The sequence below is a fragment of the Mesorhizobium sp. P2_H9 genome (assembly GCF_056403215.1).
Genome location: NZ_JBFUFX010000024.1, coordinates 15,242 through 30,112 on the forward strand (window position 1 = coordinate 15,242; position 14,871 = coordinate 30,112).

A 14,871-nucleotide genomic window follows, 5' to 3' on the forward strand; every position below is an offset into this window, starting at 1 on the left:
GAGGCTGCAAAAGTCTTCGCAGTCGGCTATGGCTGCGGCTTCAGGGCCGGGGCCAATAGGACATGGTGCGCGAAAGCTACTCGATCATCGTCGAGATGGAGAATGCCAAGGCGATCGACTGGCACGAGATCGGCGTCGGTTTCGCGGCACTTGCCCGCGAGATCAGGGCTGCAGCCGATCTCGGATATGCGGCAAAGCCGCAAGTCATCTTCGTCCATTCCGGAGAAGCCTTGGACACACCGCTTTTGCAGGATGAGATTGCCGCCAGAGTGCCGGAGCTAGTCATGGCCGCGACGCTGGCCTTCGCCGCCTTGCCCGACGGGCGCTATTACGAGCTGAAGAACCGCGGCATTGCCGAGGCGACGGGCGAGATCGTCATTCTTTGCGATTCCGACTGTGTCGTCGAGCCGGGCTGGCTGCCGGCTTTGCTGAAGCCGTTCGAAAATGCGCGCACGGTGGTGGTGAACGGCTACACCTATCTTGGCTATGATGACTTTGCCTCGCGGACCTTCGCGCTGCTGTGGTTCTTTCCGCTTCGCGACCATGACCAGCGCTTTGCCGCCAAGCGCGCGCTGAACGCCAACAACTGCGCGTTCAGGCGAAGCTGGCTAGCCGGTCATCCGTTTCCGCAAAGCAACGGTTTCAAGGTCTCCTGCACGCTGCTGACCAGGCAATTGCAGGCGGAGGGCCATGACCTGATGAGGGTCGCGGCGGTGGCCAGCCACTATCCACCGCGCGGACTGGGGTTCTTTCTGTGGCGCGCACTGGTCACCGGCCGCGACGCCGACCGCAAATATGCGATCCTGACCACCGCCTCACGTCCCCGGCGCGTGCTCAAGGCGCTGCGGCGCTGGGCCTCCACATCCTGGCGCGTGAGCTTGCGCATCGCCACTCAAGCACGCCAGACGGGCATGCCGGTCTGGCAGGTGCCTTTGGCCGTTGCCGCCGGCCTGGCTTTCAACAGCCTGGTGTTCGTCGGCCAGTTCGGCCTGGCGACCGGCCTGATGAGGGACGATGTCGAGCGGGTTCCGGCCTTTGTCGGACACAGCTGACTACAAGCTGAAACCGACAAACAATCCCCACTGACCGGGTCAGCGGGGGTGAACATTCGGCGCGTCTTGCCTGCGTGTGTTGCGCCTCGTCGGCGCGACCGCGAATATTCGCGACCGCCAGATGTGGCTACAACCAATTGGTCTTGCGCATCAATCCTGGTGCATAGAACCAAAAAGAGCGCGATGCGCCTATTGGGGGATAGGTGAAGATAGCGCGATTACGGTTGAAAGCTTCTCGCGCTTGATCAGCACAGGCTTTTCGTAGGTTTTCTTCATTGCAATCATTCCTGCCCTCGTTTTCAACAATGCAACATCTCGCTGCGGCGACCGCAGATATTCGCGACCGCCAGACGCCGTGCGCTTATTGAGGGGGAGGTGAAACCTGCTGCGCGATTACGGTCGACAGCTTCTCGCGCTTGGTCAGTACAGGCTTTTCGTAGGTTTTCTTCATTGCAACCATCCTGCCCTCGTTTTCAACAATGCAACATCTCGCTGCGATAAGCGCATTGTCAACCCACGGGGCAGAGATCAGCGACACGTTGGAGCGCCCCTGTGTCCAAATGGACGTAGGGGCGCTCCAACGGTGCCTGGCTAACCGACGCTCGCGGGTCATGCGCTCGTATTTTTCAGTTGTGGTGACCGGCTATCAATTCGACGTGGGCTCGCCCAGCGCTTCGGTCACGAAGGACGCGGCGATCAGATCGTCGGTGTCCAGGCCTAGGGAGCCGTCGTTGCTCCCCATGATGGCAGCGACCTTGTGGAAGGTTTTCATTTCATGCTCGGTAATCTGGGCGTTTCGCATCCTGACTTTCAGATCGGCGACACGCATCCCCAAGGCAGGGGATGTTCCGATTTCTCGTTTCGACATGGTATGTTGCTCCTGCCCCAACCCGCTCTTGTTTTGCCGCCCCACCCGCTTCGCATGCCCGTGCCTGCCTATAAATGAGGCATCGCGAATAGGCCCGAACGTGGGTTGCGATGGATGGTTCCAGCGCCAGACGATCACGAAATAATACAGATGACGCCCAGCAGCGACGCAGTAATAAACTGCGCGACAACCATCGGCTGCAAGGCACTTTCAGATCAGCTCAGTTGTTCGAGAAGTACACTGCCCCAGGCTCCAGCAAGGTACCTGCGGTTGCTGAACCAAGGCGGTCAAGTCCTATGCGCATTTGTGTCGGAGCGGGCGCGGGTGCGAATCGAGGCGATCAGATCGTCGACACGCTGCACTGACTGGGCCGGTGGCCGGCGAACCGATCGCGCCTCCAGGTGATTGTCGTAAATCCGCCGCAACACATCGCGGGCGACCTTGGCGCGCTCCCATGTGCGGCCGAGAAGGGCGCAGCCTCCCAGGCTGGCTGGCGCGTCGGCAACGTCATCCCACACCGTCCAGGTACCGGACGGCTCCGGGCGACAGCGAAATCTCGGTTGGCGATCTTCCATAAGGAGAAACGGCCGGCACGCCCGTTGGTTCGGTCCGGCATGGCGACGTGGTTAACGCTGTTCACGCGATCGGTGCGGCCGCCACGAGCAAGGATTGGCCCGCGCCTCCAATGGAAGCGCGGGGCAGTTTCGTCACGCGTCGTGCAGTGGCCGGCAGTGGCCTCAGCGCGAGGCCGGCCGTATTCCGGAGGCCGAGCGCTCCGCCTCGGGTGAGAAGACCACGACGGCGAAGATCAGCACGGCAGCGGCGACGATGAGCGAGCCGCCTGCGACGATCGGCTCAAGCGCCGGATTGCCCTGCAGCATCAGGTACAGAGCCGGCAACATCACCACGATGCCAAGCGTGTAGAGGCCGTAGTGGATCATGGCGAGCTTGCGCTCGGCCTTTGCCGGATTGAGCGCGTAGTAGCCGCCGAAGATGGCACTGGTTACCCATCCCAGCAGGTTGATGTGCGCGTGCGCCGGGAAGGCGCCGTGATCGCCCGAGATCGCCATCTGCAGACCGGCGGCGATGCCCAGAATGAGAAACACGATGGCCGTTTTGAAGAAGAGTTCGGAAACCTTAGGCATGTCTTGTCCTCCCAATGCCGTTAAAACCCCGACATCGGGAAGCCTATATCAGGAAATGCAGATATTCCATGCAGTACCAGGATTGGCGGTTCCATTGTGCCGTAAAAAAGCCGCCGGGCGAACCCGGCGGCTTGATCGTCGACTGAGTCGTTTCAACCGCGATCGGCTTTACGGCGCCGGAGCCAGCTTGGCGGCCATCTGGTCGATCTTGTCGGCCAGCACACCGTTGGCCCAGTCCGTCACCTCGGTGTCGACGGGCTTGTTGGCCATGTCGGCAAGGGCCGTGTCGAGCGATGGGATGTCGGCAGCTGCTGCGTCGGCTTCGTCCTGCGCGGTGTCAGCCGCCGTTTGGGCATCCACGACCGCTTGCTCCAGAGCGGCGATCTGCGCGTCCTGGGCCAACTGCTCCTCGGGCGTTGGAGGCGTAATGAGGTTCGCCGCGTCGTACGCCGCCTGCTGGTCGATAACCGCGGCTTTAGCCGCATCCACCGCCGCAGCCGCGTCGGCGGCAGCTGCCTCCGCGTTCTTGGCTACTGCCGACTGTGTCACAAAAGCCTGGATCCCAGCGAACTTCTTGCTCTTGGAATTCATATAAGCGTTGATGTTGCGCTGCAGCGAGTTCAACCGGCCGAGCTTGGCATGGATATTCTTTTCCTTCGTCACAGAAGCGGTCTGCTCAGTGTCGTCAACGCTTGCAACAGCCGTTTCGGCCTTGCCCACATGCCCTTTGGCTGATGCCGACTTGCCGTGCGAACCGCTGTTGCCGGAATTGCCGCCGGCATTGCCGTTTCCACCGCCATTGCCATTGCCGTTGCCGCCACCGTGACCGTTGCCGCCGCCATTGCCGTGGCCGTTACCGGCCAACGCCGGAGACGCCAGAAGCGCGAACGCTGCGAGCGCAGCAAAAAGGGTCTTTCGGGATGTCATGATATTCCTCCGAGAATCGCCACCGCCATCAACCGCTATAGAGGGAAGATATGAGAAATCGCTAATGCTATCGGTAAACTTTGGATAAATGTGGTTTCAATGCGCGAGCGAAGCAGTCGCCAACGAACGTTCCGAATCGGAAAACTCCTTCAACCCTTTGAAATATCGCCACTTTGCTAAATCGAACTCGGGTTTGGAGCCTTTGGAACGCAAAGGTCCTATGCCGATCAGACTAAGGTCCTAACCTGCCGCGACCGCCTCAACTCGACCAGGGCGCCCACGTGATGTCGGCCCCGGCCTGTTCGTCGAACAGCACYGCGCAGCCGCACTCCAGCGCCACTGCCGACAGCGCATTCGCCGCCGCTTCATCCGACGAGACGAAATCCCCTGTCAGCACCCGCAATTCCTCCACCGCCTTGGCCATCGACACGACCCGCCCGGCGGAGCGGCCGGTCGTGCAGGCGTCGACGATGCAGACAAGATCGATCATTTCAAAGTGGCCCATGTCAGGCCTCCCGCAAACAGCGTCCCATCACGACTATCAACGCGGCTGCGATCGACAATGTTCCCGCAAGAGGCGATCAATGGGCGACTTTGTCGTGGGCGCTTACGCGGCACCCGCGTTCAGGCTTTGTGGTGGTCTTCCAGGGCCTTGCGCAGAGCGACGATCTCGTTGCGCAGCCGGCCGAGCTCATCGCTCTTGAGGCCCGACGCTTCCAGGATGCAAGCGGGCACCGCCCTCGCCTTTTCGCGGATCGCCCATCCCTTGTCGGTCAGGCGCACCCGCACCTGGCGTTCATCGTCGGGATCGCGGGTTCGGCTGATGTGGCCCAACGCCTCGAGCCGCTTGAGCAATGGCGTCAGCGTGCTTGATTCCAGGAACAGCCTGTCGCCGAGGCTGCCGACCGTCTGGTCATCGCGCTCCCAGAGCAGAACCATCGCCAGATATTGCGGATAGGTCAGGCCGAGCTCGTCGAGCAGCGGCTTGTAGACGCGATTGAAAGCGTGGTTGGCGGAGTAGACGGCGAAGCACAGGAACTCGCTCAGTCGCAACGCATCGTCTTGCATCGACGCGTCTTGCGGTTTCGGCGCGGTTTTCTGGTCGGCCATAACGAACCTCATAAAGCGCTCGTGAACATATATCGTGCGCGATCTTATCGCAAGCGCTTGACACCAGCACATGCTTCAGCCTTTTATATCGTGCACGATATAATCGCGCGATATAAACAAAGCAACCACACAGGAGGAAGCCGTGCCAGTCACCTCGCCCGACCAATTTCGGCCCACCGGCTCAATCTCGCGGCGGCAGATCATGCTCGCCGGCGCGGGCATGGCGACGCTGCCGTTGATTGCCGCACTCCCTTCCACCGCCGCCGGCGGCCAAATTTCCGCAACCTCTCATCAACAAGGAACAAGCCCTATGAGCATCATCACCACCAAGGACGGAACCGAGATCTACTACAAGGACTGGGGAAAGGGTCAGCCGATCGTCTTCAGCCATGGCTGGCCGTTGAGCAGCGACGCCTTCGAAGACCAGATGTTCTTCCTGGCATCGCATGGCTATCGCGCCATCGCCCATGACCGCCGCGGCCACGGCCGCTCCAGCCAGCCCTGGCACGGCAACGACATGGACACCTATGCCGACGACCTCGCCGAACTGGTGCAGCAGCTGGACCTCAAGGACGCGATCCATGTCGGCCACTCCACCGGCGGCGGCGAAGTTGCGCGCTACATTGGCCGCCATGGCACCGGCCGCGTGGCAAAGGCGGTGCTGATCGGAGCGGTGCCGCCGCTGATGCTGAAGACGGCGGCCAATCCCGGCGGTCTGCCGATCGATGTCTTCGACGGCATCCGCAAGGGTGTGCTGAGCGATCGCTCGCAGTTCTTCAGGGATTTGACCATGGCATTCTACGGCTACAACCGGCCCGGAGCGAAGGTCTCTGAAGGCGTGCGTGATGCCTTCTGGCTGCAAGGCATGATGGCCGGGATGCCTGCCAGCTATTTCTGCATCAAAGCGTTTTCGGAGACCGACCAGACCGAAGATTTGAAGAAGTTCGACAAGCCGACGCTGATCCTGCATGGCGACGACGACCAGATCGTGCCGATTGCCGACTCGGCGCTGCTGTCTTCGAAACTGGTCAAGGGCGCGACGCTGAAGGTCTACAAGGGCGGTTCGCACGGCATCTGCACCACCCAGAAGGATGAGGTGAACGCCGACCTGCTCGCCTTCATCAAAGGCTGATTGCCCGGCGCCGCGCCAGTCAAGGTGCGGCGCCGCATCACCGCTTGACAAAGGGCACGATTTGTTCTGTATTTGTTCTGCAAAACGCCCCTCAAAATAGACGCGGCTAATGCTGCAGCGCCGCAAGGAAACGGTCGGGATGGAACCCACCATTCTCCATGCGGATCTCGACGCATTCTATGCCTCGGTCGAGCAACTGCTCGACGCCTCGCTTAGAGGCAAGCCGATCGCCGTCGGCGGCGGCGTTGTGCTCGCCGCTTCCTACGAGGCCAGGGTTTTTGGCGTGCGCGGCGGCATGCCTGGACGGCGCGCCCGGCAGCTCTGCCCGCAGTTGATCTTCGTCGGCGGCCATTTCAGCGACTACCAGCGGCTGGGCGACGCGGCAATAAAAGTGCTCGACGATTTTACGCCGCTGGTCGAGCGCATTTCCATCGACGAGGCCTTTGCCGATGTCGCCGGCTGCACGCATCTGTTCGGCTCGCCGGCCGAGATCGCCGCCACGATACGCCACCGGGTGCGGCAAGAACTCGGCCTGCCGATCTCGATCGGCGTGGCCCGCACCAAGCACCTGGCCAAGATCGCTTCGCAAGTGGCAAAACCTGACGGGCTGGTGGTGGTCGATCCCGCCGGCGAACTTGCCTTCCTGCATGATTTGCCGGTCGGTCTGATGTGGGGCGTCGGCCCGGCGACCAAAGCGCGGCTGGCCGAGATCGGCGTCGAGACCATTGGCCAATTGGCGAAGACGCACAGCGGCGCGCTGGAGCGACTGCTCGGGCCTGCCGCCGGCGAAAAGCTTGCCGCGCTGGCGTGGAACCGCGACCCGCGAAAACTGGTGACGCATCGGCGGGCGCATTCGGCCGGGGCGCAATCGGCGCTCGGCAGGAAACCGGCCGAGGCAAAAATCTTCGTGCCGGTGTTGCTGCATCTGGCCGACCGTGTCGCCAGCCGGCTCAGAGCCAAAGCGCGGCCCGGCCGCACGGTGACGGTGCGCGTCCGCTTTGCCGACCTCAGCGCCGTGACCCGCTCGGTCACCCTCGACCAGCCGATTTCGGCAACACTGATGCTGGCTGAGATCGCCGAGGAGCTGGTGCGCGGCGTGCTTGCCGCCTACCCCGGGGAAAAGACCATTTCACTGCTGGCGATCTCGGTATCGCATCTGGAGGAGAGTGCCGAGCTGCAGCTCGAACTGCCGCTTGGCCTTGTCGACGAGAAGCAGAGGCCGGGCACCCAAAAGGGCCTGGCGCGCTTTGGCGCCGACCGCGCCGTCGACAAGATCCGCCTGCGCTTTGGCAAACAGGCGGTCGGTTACGGCACGGTGGCGCTGGAAGCGGCGCGTTCCGTGCCCGATGCTTTCAGGGAACTAGCCGAGAAGGAACTGTGATAGGGGCATGCCGGACTTGGTCGCCGGCGCAGTGAGGTTGACTGCACCGAGCCATCTGGCATTATCGTGTTGCGTTGGAGGGTGGGAACCCATGAAGAAGACCTATTCAAAACCCGTGCTTGTCAAAAAAGGCAAGCTTTCGCAGGTTACGGCGGAAAACGGGACGAATTCGCAGCGCTAAACGGCGGCGAACAGCTGTTTTGAGTCGGCTTGCGAGTGGTGTCTCGCGAAACGCTTCTAGGCACGAGCGGTGTGATAGCGCCGCACGCCATTGGAGAATAGGAAAATGAAGAAGGCCTATTCAAAGCCGGTGCTGGTCAAAAAGGGCAAGCTCTCGCAGGTCACGGCGAACGGCAACAACTCGATCAACGTGTAAGCTCAGCGGGCAACCACCAGGTCGTCGAGCACGAGTTGCCAATAGTGCTTGGTGGAAAGACGCACGCGTGTCACTTGCGCGAGCATCGGGGCATAGTGAACGGGCGTCAGCGCCGACAAAATGACGGCATCGCTGGCAATCAGCCGGTCGCCAAGCCAGCTCTCCACCAAGGCAACCTCCCCTTCGGACTTTAACCACGCCGCGGTCAGAAGCACGGAGTGAAAGCCAAAAGGCTTTTCGCTGCCGAACTCGGCCGGGTGGCCGCTGCTGGTGTAGCAAGAGTAGTCTCCGGAGACATTGCCGTTGACATAGCCCTCGGCCTCCTTGAGGTAATCACGCGAAATCGCATTCAGGTTGAACCAGTCGAACCCGGCATAGCCGGACGGCACCTTGCGGAACTCGCGCGGGGTGACATCGTCGAAGCCGATCGTCTGCAAGGGCGCTGTGTTGTCGAAGGCGGGGGTTTCGGGTGAGAGCAGGCCGAGATCGGTCGGATAGGGTGACAGGGCCAGCCTGCGCGCAAAACCGCGACCGGCGACGTCGATGGTGTCGGCGTCATCGGGGAGATCGAAGCGGAAGTCGGCTGCATCGGCAAGCGGATGCACGGCCAGCACCTGCCCGTTCTTCTCCACCGACACGGTCGCCGCTGCCGCCACGCGCCCGCTGAGGCGCCGTATCGGGAAAAGACCGACCGGCCGCAGCATCGCTTCGCTGACCATTCCCGTGGGCGAGCCCGGCAGCGGCTGAAAGTGCTGCGACTGGACCTCGTTGGCGCTGCTGGCGCGCCAGCCGGGCGGCACCGAAACCGTGAACCGGTAAATGCCGGGCAAATGGATGGGCGCCTTGCGATGTTTCCTCGACACAGGAAAATTGGCGAAGCCGCTGCGGTTGGTCCGAGCCTGAGACGCAAAGCGGCCACTGCCGTCGTGCAGCCTGACCATGACGCCGGCCATGGGCCGGTCGCCGAGCCCGTAGCTGCCATCGCGATCGACATCGAAATAGACGAAGGACGAGTGGTTAAGGTTGCCGCGACTGCTCGACCAATCCTGGCGCACGGCGTAGTCGTTCGCCGGATTCTCACGATACCGGGCCTTGCGACGGCGACGCATCTGCCGCCAGAACCAGGCGAGAAGCGCCAAAATGGCGGCGAGCCCGACGACGACCGTTGTTTCGACCAGATAGGGGTCACGCACCGTTGTCGGCCTCTTTGCAAATCTCGCGCAACGAGCCTTGGCATATATCGATTCAGACTGTTTGTAGAGCCGTCGTCGCGCTTCGGCGGCCGAGGGGCGCCTGCGAGCGTTATCGACCAGATCGCCAGTAGCGATGGACCCTGACGCCACTGGCGGTTGCCCCGTGCCAAGGCTCGCAGGCGACGCCGTCGCTGTCGGCATCGTGCGTTGGCCAATAGCCTGGCTCGCCCTTGCGCGCCGGAGCCAGTCCTACAAGACCGGCGGCGGTGCAGTTTGGGAACGCCGCAAGGTGCCGGAGAGCTGCAAGCGGCGAGTCGATCCGAACGCCGATGAAGCCGTAGGCGATGTAGCCAAACAGCAGGATGAACGGTGCCGACAAAGCAAGCCATTTCAGCCTGCCAAGTCGGTTGTGTTCAGATGCAGGCCACCGCAAGAATGGCAGAAGCATTCCCGGTCCCCGATTTCAGTGCCTCAGGCAAACCAACCTCAGCCGGCTCCCGATGATGCCGTCGGCCCGCCAGGTGCCGCCTCATTCCCTGAAGGCGCGGCTGATCTGGTCTTGCAGCGGCTTGACGAGGTAGGAAATTACGGTCCGGTCAGCGGTCTTGATGAAGGATTCGACCGGCATGCCCGGAACCAGCTTGACTTCGCCGAGACGCGCGACCTCGGAACTCGTGGTCGAGATGCGCACGGTGTAATAGCTGATGCCGGTGCGCTGGTCGGTCGTCGTGTCCGGCGAGGTGCGCTCGACCGTGCCGTTGATCTGCGGCGTTGTGCGCTGGTTGAAGGCCGAGAAGCGCAGCGCGGCCGGCTGACCGACCCAGAGCTGGTCGATGTCGCTCGGCGCGATCTTGGCTTCGACCGTCAGGCTGTCACTGTCGGGCACGATCTGCATGATCGTCTGGCCGGGGGTGATGACGCCGCCAATTGTGTGGGCGATGGACTGCTGCACGACACCGTCCTGCGGCGCGCGGATGTCGATACGCCTGAGCTGGTCCTCGGCGGCGATCTTGCGCTCCGTCAGTTCGCCGACCTTGGCGTCGATCTCACGCAGATCCTTGTTGACGTCGGTGCTGAGTTCGAGGTCGATCTGGATGATCTGCAAATTGATCTCGGCAATCTTGCCCTGGGCTTGCGCCAGGGCCGCCGTCAACTGCCCGCGCTCGCCGTCGAGCCGTGCCGCCTCGCGCTCCATGGCGGTCAGGCGGTCGATGGAGATCAGCCGCTTTTTCCACAGCGCGCGTATGCTGTCCAATTCCTTCTCGACGAGCGCGATTTCCTGCGACTTGGCGTCCACCTGGGCCGTGTTGCCGCCGATCTCCTTCTGCAACTGAAGGATGCGCTCCTGCAACTGGCTCTTCTGACCGGAACGAGCCGCCCGCCTCGTTTCGAAAACCTGCTCCTCGCCGGCGATGACCTCGGCGATCGCCGGATCACTGCCGCGATCGAGAAGGTCCTTCGGAAAAGCAATGGCATCGGCCCCCTTCCGTTCGGCCTCGAGGCGCGCCTCGCGCGCCGACAGTTGGTCGAGGGCCTTGGTGACGACGGCGAGGTTGGCTGCCGGCATGGTGGGATCGAGGCGCACGAGCAGCGCGCCGCGCTTGACGCGGTCGCCGTCACGTGCGGCGATCTCGCCGACGATACCGCCGGTCGAATGCTGCACGTCCTTGACGTGGGAATCGACGACCAGCACTCCCGACGCGATGACCGCTCCCGAAATCCGGGTCAGCGAAGCCCAGCCGCCAACGCCGCCGACCAGCAGCGCGACCGCAACGAGGCCCAAACGCGTGTAGCCTCGAATGGATTGGTGGGAGGAACTCGGCATCGTTCCTCTCCTCACTCGCCCGCCGCCGCCACACCAGCCGACGTCGCTGGCTCTTCGGTAGCGAGCCTGAGCCGCGGCACGCCGGCCACCGCCGGCTGCGGCCGCGGAAACAGCTTGGCAAAAACCTCATCCTTGAGGCCGAACGCCTGGACGCGGCCCTGGTTCATGGCGAGGATGAAATCGACCGTGCCGAGCGCGCTTGGCCGGTGCGCCACGAGCACGACGATGCCGCCGCGCTGCCGTACCGAAACAATGGCCTGGAATAGCGCCTGCTCGCCTTCGGCGTCGAGGTTGGAATTCGGCTCGTCGAGCACAACCAGGAAAGGATCGCGATAGAGCGCGCGGGCCAGCGCGATGCGCTGGCGCTGGCCGGCCGAGACCGCCTCGCCGAGTTCGCCGATCTGGGTTTCGTAGCCGTCGCGGAAACCGACGATGAGATCATGGGCGCCGGCTGCCTTGGCCGCGCCGATGACAAGAGCGGGATCGGCATCGGGCTCGAAACGCGCGATGTTCTCGGCGATGGTGCCGGCAAACAGCTCGACGTCCTGCGGCAGATAGCCGACGAAGCGGCCGCGATCCTCCGGCGACCACTGGTCGAGGTCGGCGCCATCGAGCCGGACCCGGCCCGCGGCAAGCGGCCAGGCGCCGACAAGCGCCCTGACCAGCGTCGACTTGCCGGAACCGCTCGGGCCGATGATGCCGACGGCGTGTCCGGCTTCGAGCGCGAAACTTGCCTCATGCACCAGAAGCCGCTGGGTGCCGGGCGCGGCTATGCTGACGATCTGCATGAACACGTGGCGGCCAGGCATCGGTAAGGCCATCGGCTGGGCATCGGCTGGCATGGCGGCAAGCATCCTGGTCAGGCGCTGCCAGCCTTGCCGCGCAGTCAGGAAACCCTTCCAGTTGGCGATGACCAGATCGACGGGGGCCAGCGCACGGCCGCTGAGGATCGAGGCGGTGATGATGATGCCGGCGGTCGCCTGCTGCTCGATGACCAGCCAGGCGCCGACGCCGAGCATCGCCGACTGCAGGAGCATACGCAGCACCTTGGACACTGCGCCGAAGCCGCCGGCGATGTCGCTGACGCTGCGCTGCTCGGCCAGATAGTCGCGGTTGGCCGCCTCCCACTTCGCGGCCATGCGGCCGCCCATGCCTAGAGCCGCGATAACTTCAGCGTTGCGGTTGCCGGCGAGCGTCAGGCCGTTGCGGACAATGCCGGTCTGGGTGCCGGAGGTGACGGGCTTGCGCGTCAGCCGCTCGGCATAGACGGTTAAAAGCACGAGCACGATCGCCCCGACCAGGGCGGTCAGGCCGAGAATCACGTGGAACATGAAGATGATGGCCAGGTAGAGCGGCAGCCACGGCAGGTCGAACAGCGCTGTCGGGCCGCTGCCCGACATGAAGGCACGTACGCTGTCGAGATCGCGCACCGGCTGCATATTGTCGCCTCCGCGCCCGAGCTTCAACGGCAGCTTGAGCACGCTGGAGTAGACACGGGCGCCGAGCGCCTCGTCGAGGGCGCCGCCGATGCGCACCAGGATGCGGCCGCGGATGAAATCGAGCACGCCCTGCCCGGCATAAAGGATGGCGACGAGCAGGCTGAGGCCGATGAGCGTCGGCACGCTACGGCTTGGCAGCACGCGATCGTATATCTCCAGCATATAGATCGAACTGGACAGCATCAGCACGTTGAGAACGCCGCTGAACAACGCGATGGCGATGAATGCCGAGCGGCAGGATTTGATCGCCGCCGCGAGTTCCGATCCTTGCTGCCGGGCACCGGGCCTGGCAGCGCTTCGCGCTGTCGCCGCGATGCTGGGAGCGGCGCCTGGGCCGGTTTCGGCGGTATCGGGACTGCGTCGTCGAAACAGCAGAACAGCGCCAGATCCCGCCACCGCCAGACAGAGCAACCAGACGCCCGGCGATGCCCACAGCATTCCGCCGAGTCCAATAAAAAGGGCGCAGGCGATTAAGACCAGACCCGAGGACCTGATCCTCACCTGCGCCGACTTGAAGATAGTGGAGCCCCTTCCCATACCAATTCACGCGGGCGGCGCTGCGGCAAGGCACCCGACCGAAAGGCCGGAGCCCCGCCTCAGGCGATACCCGTCAGGCCCCCCACTTCGTGCAGCGTGAGCCAGAATTGATCGAGCGTGTTGGGATGCTCGTCGATGATGTTGGTTCCGTTGAACCAGGCAACGTGACCGTCTGGCCCGGATGTCACCAGTTGATCCTGGTTGAACCACATCAGGGCGTTCTTCAAGCCCTCGCCGTCGGCCTCCTTGCCGCCGTTCCAGTCGGTGATGCCGGAACTCGCGTCAGTGACGTCGACATATTTCGTCCACGCGATCGTGTTTGTCTTGACCGCAGCGCCTGCCAGCGCCGTGCCGGCGTTGTTCTGATCGACAATGCCGTCATTGTTGGCATCGACATTGACGCCGAGCCCTGACCAGGCGCCTTGACCCTTCAGCCACATCACCGCCTCATCGATCAGATCGTTGGGCTGCGCAACGTGGTTGTCGATGTTGAGCTGGGTGGCGATCGCTTGCTGGAGCATGATGACGCGCGCATCGCCACCCGCCGAACTCGATTCGATGGCCTTGGCCAGCGAGATCGAAATCAGGAGGTCGTGCGCATCGTTGGCAATGCCGTCGCCGTTGCTGTCGCCGAGCAACAGATAGCCGTCAGTACGCGGATTGACGTCAAGGCTGGACAGGACGCCGCTGGCGAAGGCGCTCTTGGTGGGATTGCCCTCATTGTTGGCGACATTGTCCCAGGCATCGGTATGGCTGCCCCAGAACCCTTGGGTCAGCGCCTTGTTCGAGAAGCCTTCATAGTCGCTGCTGTCGGTGGCGCTCGGCGTGCGCGAATGTCCCGCCGTATCAAAATAGGCATCGGTGGTGGCCGTCGCGATGTTGACGTAGCTGCCAAGTTGCGCGATGCCGGTTGCCTGGTAGTGCCAGGTCTCGCCCGAGTCGAACACGCCATCGTGGTCGATATCGCCGCTGTTGTAGATGCCGCTCAGGATCGCCGTCGGATGGAAATCGTCGCCGATGGCGGCAGTGCCATTGTCATCGGTCACCACGATATTGCTGAGCGCGACATTGCCGTCGTTCTTGACATCGTAGGTCCAGGTCACAGCCTGGCCCTGGAAGATGTTGAGGTCGTGGTCGACGCCGTTGGTCTTCTTGTCGAGAGTGATATGCGGATTGGCGCCGAAATAGCTGGAACCATCGACAGCCGTGTCGGGGCGGGTGTGGAGGGCATCGTCGGTGAATGAACCGGTGGCTGAGCCGATATTGCTGTAGGCGCCGATGCCGGCCACGCCGGTGCCGGTGAAGACCCAGGCTTCGGTGAGGTCGAGCTTGCCGTCATTGTTGGCGTCGCCGATGTTGTGCTGGTTGTCGGCGCCCAGCACCGCCGTGACAGTCACGTTCTGATTGTCGATCACGYCGACGCCCGAAAGTGCAACGTTGCCGACGTTGGTGACCGTGTATTTCCAGCTGATCGCTTCGCCGGACAGAATGTTCAAACCGTCGCCCGATGTCGCGCCATCCACCGTCACCTTGTTGATGCTGATCTCGGGGTCCGCGCCGAAATAGCTGGAACCATCGATAGCCGTGTCGGAGCGGGTGTGGAGGGCATCGTCGGTGAATGAACCGGTGGCTGAGCCGATATTGCTGTAGGCGCCGATGCCGGCCACGCCGGTGCCGGTGAAGACCCAGGCTTCGGTGAGGTCGAGCTTGCCGTCATTGTTGGCGTCGCCGATGTTGTGCTGGTTGTCGGCGCCCAGCACCGCCGTGACAGTCACGTTCTGATTGTCGATCACGCCGACGCCCGAAAGTGCAACGTTGCCGACGTT

General features: G+C 63.0%; 15 protein-coding genes. 4 read left to right on the top strand and 11 right to left on the bottom strand.

What is annotated here, in order from left to right:
- Positions 1–62: 62 nt before the first annotated feature.
- Positions 63–1,052 (top strand): glycosyltransferase, encoded by a 990-nt coding sequence (locus AC1DXN_RS30225; protein WP_477278282.1) that lies wholly within the window; start codon positions 63–65, stop codon positions 1,050–1,052.
- Between the two features lie 361 nt (positions 1,053–1,413).
- Here AC1DXN_RS30225 and AC1DXN_RS30230 read toward each other — a convergent pair whose 3' ends face one another.
- The 6 genes from AC1DXN_RS30230 to AC1DXN_RS30255 form a co-directional block, all read right to left on the bottom strand.
- Entirely contained in the window at positions 1,414–1,503 is a 90-nt protein-coding gene (locus AC1DXN_RS30230) for a putative RiPP precursor (protein WP_477242062.1), read from the bottom strand.
- Positions 1,504–1,698: 195 nt separating this feature from the next.
- Positions 1,699–1,920 (bottom strand): hypothetical protein, encoded by a 222-nt coding sequence (locus AC1DXN_RS30235; RefSeq protein ID WP_477278284.1) that lies wholly within the window; start codon positions 1,918–1,920, stop codon positions 1,699–1,701.
- A 737-nt stretch (positions 1,921–2,657) separates the two neighbouring features.
- On the bottom strand, positions 2,658–3,065 hold the full coding sequence (locus tag AC1DXN_RS30240; protein WP_477278286.1) for a hypothetical protein: 408 nt from the start codon (positions 3,063–3,065) through the stop codon (positions 2,658–2,660).
- A 168-nt stretch (positions 3,066–3,233) separates the two neighbouring features.
- Positions 3,234–3,992: a hypothetical protein gene (locus AC1DXN_RS30245; protein ID WP_477278288.1), complete on the bottom strand. Its 759-nt coding sequence runs from the start codon at positions 3,990–3,992 to the stop codon at positions 3,234–3,236.
- A 259-nt stretch (positions 3,993–4,251) separates the two neighbouring features.
- The gene (locus AC1DXN_RS30250; RefSeq protein ID WP_477242053.1) at positions 4,252–4,497 is read right to left on the bottom strand and encodes a hypothetical protein; all 246 of its coding nucleotides are present in this window, start codon (positions 4,495–4,497) and stop codon (positions 4,252–4,254) included.
- A gap of 119 nt (positions 4,498–4,616) precedes the next feature.
- Positions 4,617–5,060 (bottom strand): MarR family winged helix-turn-helix transcriptional regulator, encoded by a 444-nt coding sequence (locus AC1DXN_RS30255; RefSeq protein WP_477243087.1) that lies wholly within the window; start codon positions 5,058–5,060, stop codon positions 4,617–4,619.
- A 352-nt stretch (positions 5,061–5,412) separates the two neighbouring features.
- Here AC1DXN_RS30255 and AC1DXN_RS30260 point away from each other — a divergent pair, with 352 nt between their 5' ends.
- The 3 genes from AC1DXN_RS30260 (at position 5,413) to AC1DXN_RS30270 (ending at position 7,796) form a co-directional block, all read left to right on the top strand.
- Positions 5,413–6,234: an alpha/beta fold hydrolase gene (locus AC1DXN_RS30260; RefSeq protein ID WP_477278290.1), complete on the top strand. Its 822-nt coding sequence runs from the start codon at positions 5,413–5,415 to the stop codon at positions 6,232–6,234.
- 139 nt (positions 6,235–6,373) lie between these two features.
- Positions 6,374–7,615: a DNA polymerase IV gene (gene dinB / locus AC1DXN_RS30265; RefSeq protein ID WP_477278292.1), complete on the top strand. Its 1,242-nt coding sequence runs from the start codon at positions 6,374–6,376 to the stop codon at positions 7,613–7,615.
- Between the two features lie 91 nt (positions 7,616–7,706).
- Positions 7,707–7,796 (top strand): putative RiPP precursor, encoded by a 90-nt coding sequence (locus tag AC1DXN_RS30270; protein ID WP_477242047.1) that lies wholly within the window; start codon positions 7,707–7,709, stop codon positions 7,794–7,796.
- Positions 7,797–7,993: 197 nt separating this feature from the next.
- Here AC1DXN_RS30270 and AC1DXN_RS30275 read toward each other — a convergent pair whose 3' ends face one another.
- From AC1DXN_RS30275 to AC1DXN_RS30295, 5 genes are all read right to left on the bottom strand, one after another.
- On the bottom strand, positions 7,994–9,184 hold the full coding sequence (locus AC1DXN_RS30275; protein WP_477320945.1) for a hypothetical protein: 1,191 nt from the start codon (positions 9,182–9,184) through the stop codon (positions 7,994–7,996).
- Positions 9,185–9,293: 109 nt separating this feature from the next.
- On the bottom strand, positions 9,294–9,632 hold the full coding sequence (locus AC1DXN_RS30280) for an excalibur calcium-binding domain-containing protein (protein WP_477278296.1): 339 nt from the start codon (positions 9,630–9,632) through the stop codon (positions 9,294–9,296).
- A gap of 81 nt (positions 9,633–9,713) precedes the next feature.
- Positions 9,714–11,009 carry an HlyD family type I secretion periplasmic adaptor subunit gene (locus tag AC1DXN_RS30285; RefSeq protein ID WP_477278298.1) on the bottom strand — a complete coding sequence of 432 codons (1,296 nt, stop codon included), beginning with the start codon at positions 11,007–11,009 and terminating at the stop codon, positions 9,714–9,716.
- Between the two features lie 11 nt (positions 11,010–11,020).
- Positions 11,021–12,946 (bottom strand): type I secretion system permease/ATPase, encoded by a 1,926-nt coding sequence (locus AC1DXN_RS30290; protein WP_477278300.1) that lies wholly within the window; start codon positions 12,944–12,946, stop codon positions 11,021–11,023.
- Positions 12,947–13,104: 158 nt separating this feature from the next.
- Positions 13,105–14,871: DUF7507 domain-containing protein (locus AC1DXN_RS30295; protein ID WP_477421786.1), on the bottom strand; the 1,767-nt coding region annotated here is incomplete at its 5' end.

What these genes read in the sequence shown, in the direction of transcription:
- AC1DXN_RS30245 (WP_477278288.1), bottom strand. Translation starts at nt 3,992, where the DNA reads ATGACATCCCGAAAGACCCTTTTTGCTGCGCTCGCAGCGTTCGCGCTT.
- AC1DXN_RS30260 (WP_477278290.1), top strand. Translation starts at nt 5,413, where the DNA reads ATGAGCATCATCACCACCAAGGACGGAACCGAGATCTACTACAAGGAC.
- AC1DXN_RS30255 (WP_477243087.1), bottom strand. Translation starts at nt 5,060, where the DNA reads ATGCAAGACGATGCGTTGCGACTGAGCGAGTTCCTGTGCTTCGCCGTC.
- AC1DXN_RS30230 (WP_477242062.1), bottom strand. Translation starts at nt 1,503, where the DNA reads ATGAAGAAAACCTACGAAAAGCCTGTACTGACCAAGCGCGAGAAGCTG.
- dinB (WP_477278292.1), top strand. Translation starts at nt 6,374, where the DNA reads ATGGAACCCACCATTCTCCATGCGGATCTCGACGCATTCTATGCCTCG.
- AC1DXN_RS30290 (WP_477278300.1), bottom strand. Translation starts at nt 12,946, where the DNA reads ATGCTGTGGGCATCGCCGGGCGTCTGGTTGCTCTGTCTGGCGGTGGCG.
- AC1DXN_RS30225 (WP_477278282.1), top strand. Translation starts at nt 63, where the DNA reads ATGGTGCGCGAAAGCTACTCGATCATCGTCGAGATGGAGAATGCCAAG.
- AC1DXN_RS30280 (WP_477278296.1), bottom strand. Translation starts at nt 9,632, where the DNA reads ATGCTTCTGCCATTCTTGCGGTGGCCTGCATCTGAACACAACCGACTT.
- AC1DXN_RS30240 (WP_477278286.1), bottom strand. Translation starts at nt 3,065, where the DNA reads ATGCCTAAGGTTTCCGAACTCTTCTTCAAAACGGCCATCGTGTTTCTC.
- AC1DXN_RS30270 (WP_477242047.1), top strand. Translation starts at nt 7,707, where the DNA reads ATGAAGAAGACCTATTCAAAACCCGTGCTTGTCAAAAAAGGCAAGCTT.
- AC1DXN_RS30235 (WP_477278284.1), bottom strand. Translation starts at nt 1,920, where the DNA reads ATGTCGAAACGAGAAATCGGAACATCCCCTGCCTTGGGGATGCGTGTC.
- AC1DXN_RS30285 (WP_477278298.1), bottom strand. Translation starts at nt 11,009, where the DNA reads ATGCCGAGTTCCTCCCACCAATCCATTCGAGGCTACACGCGTTTGGGC.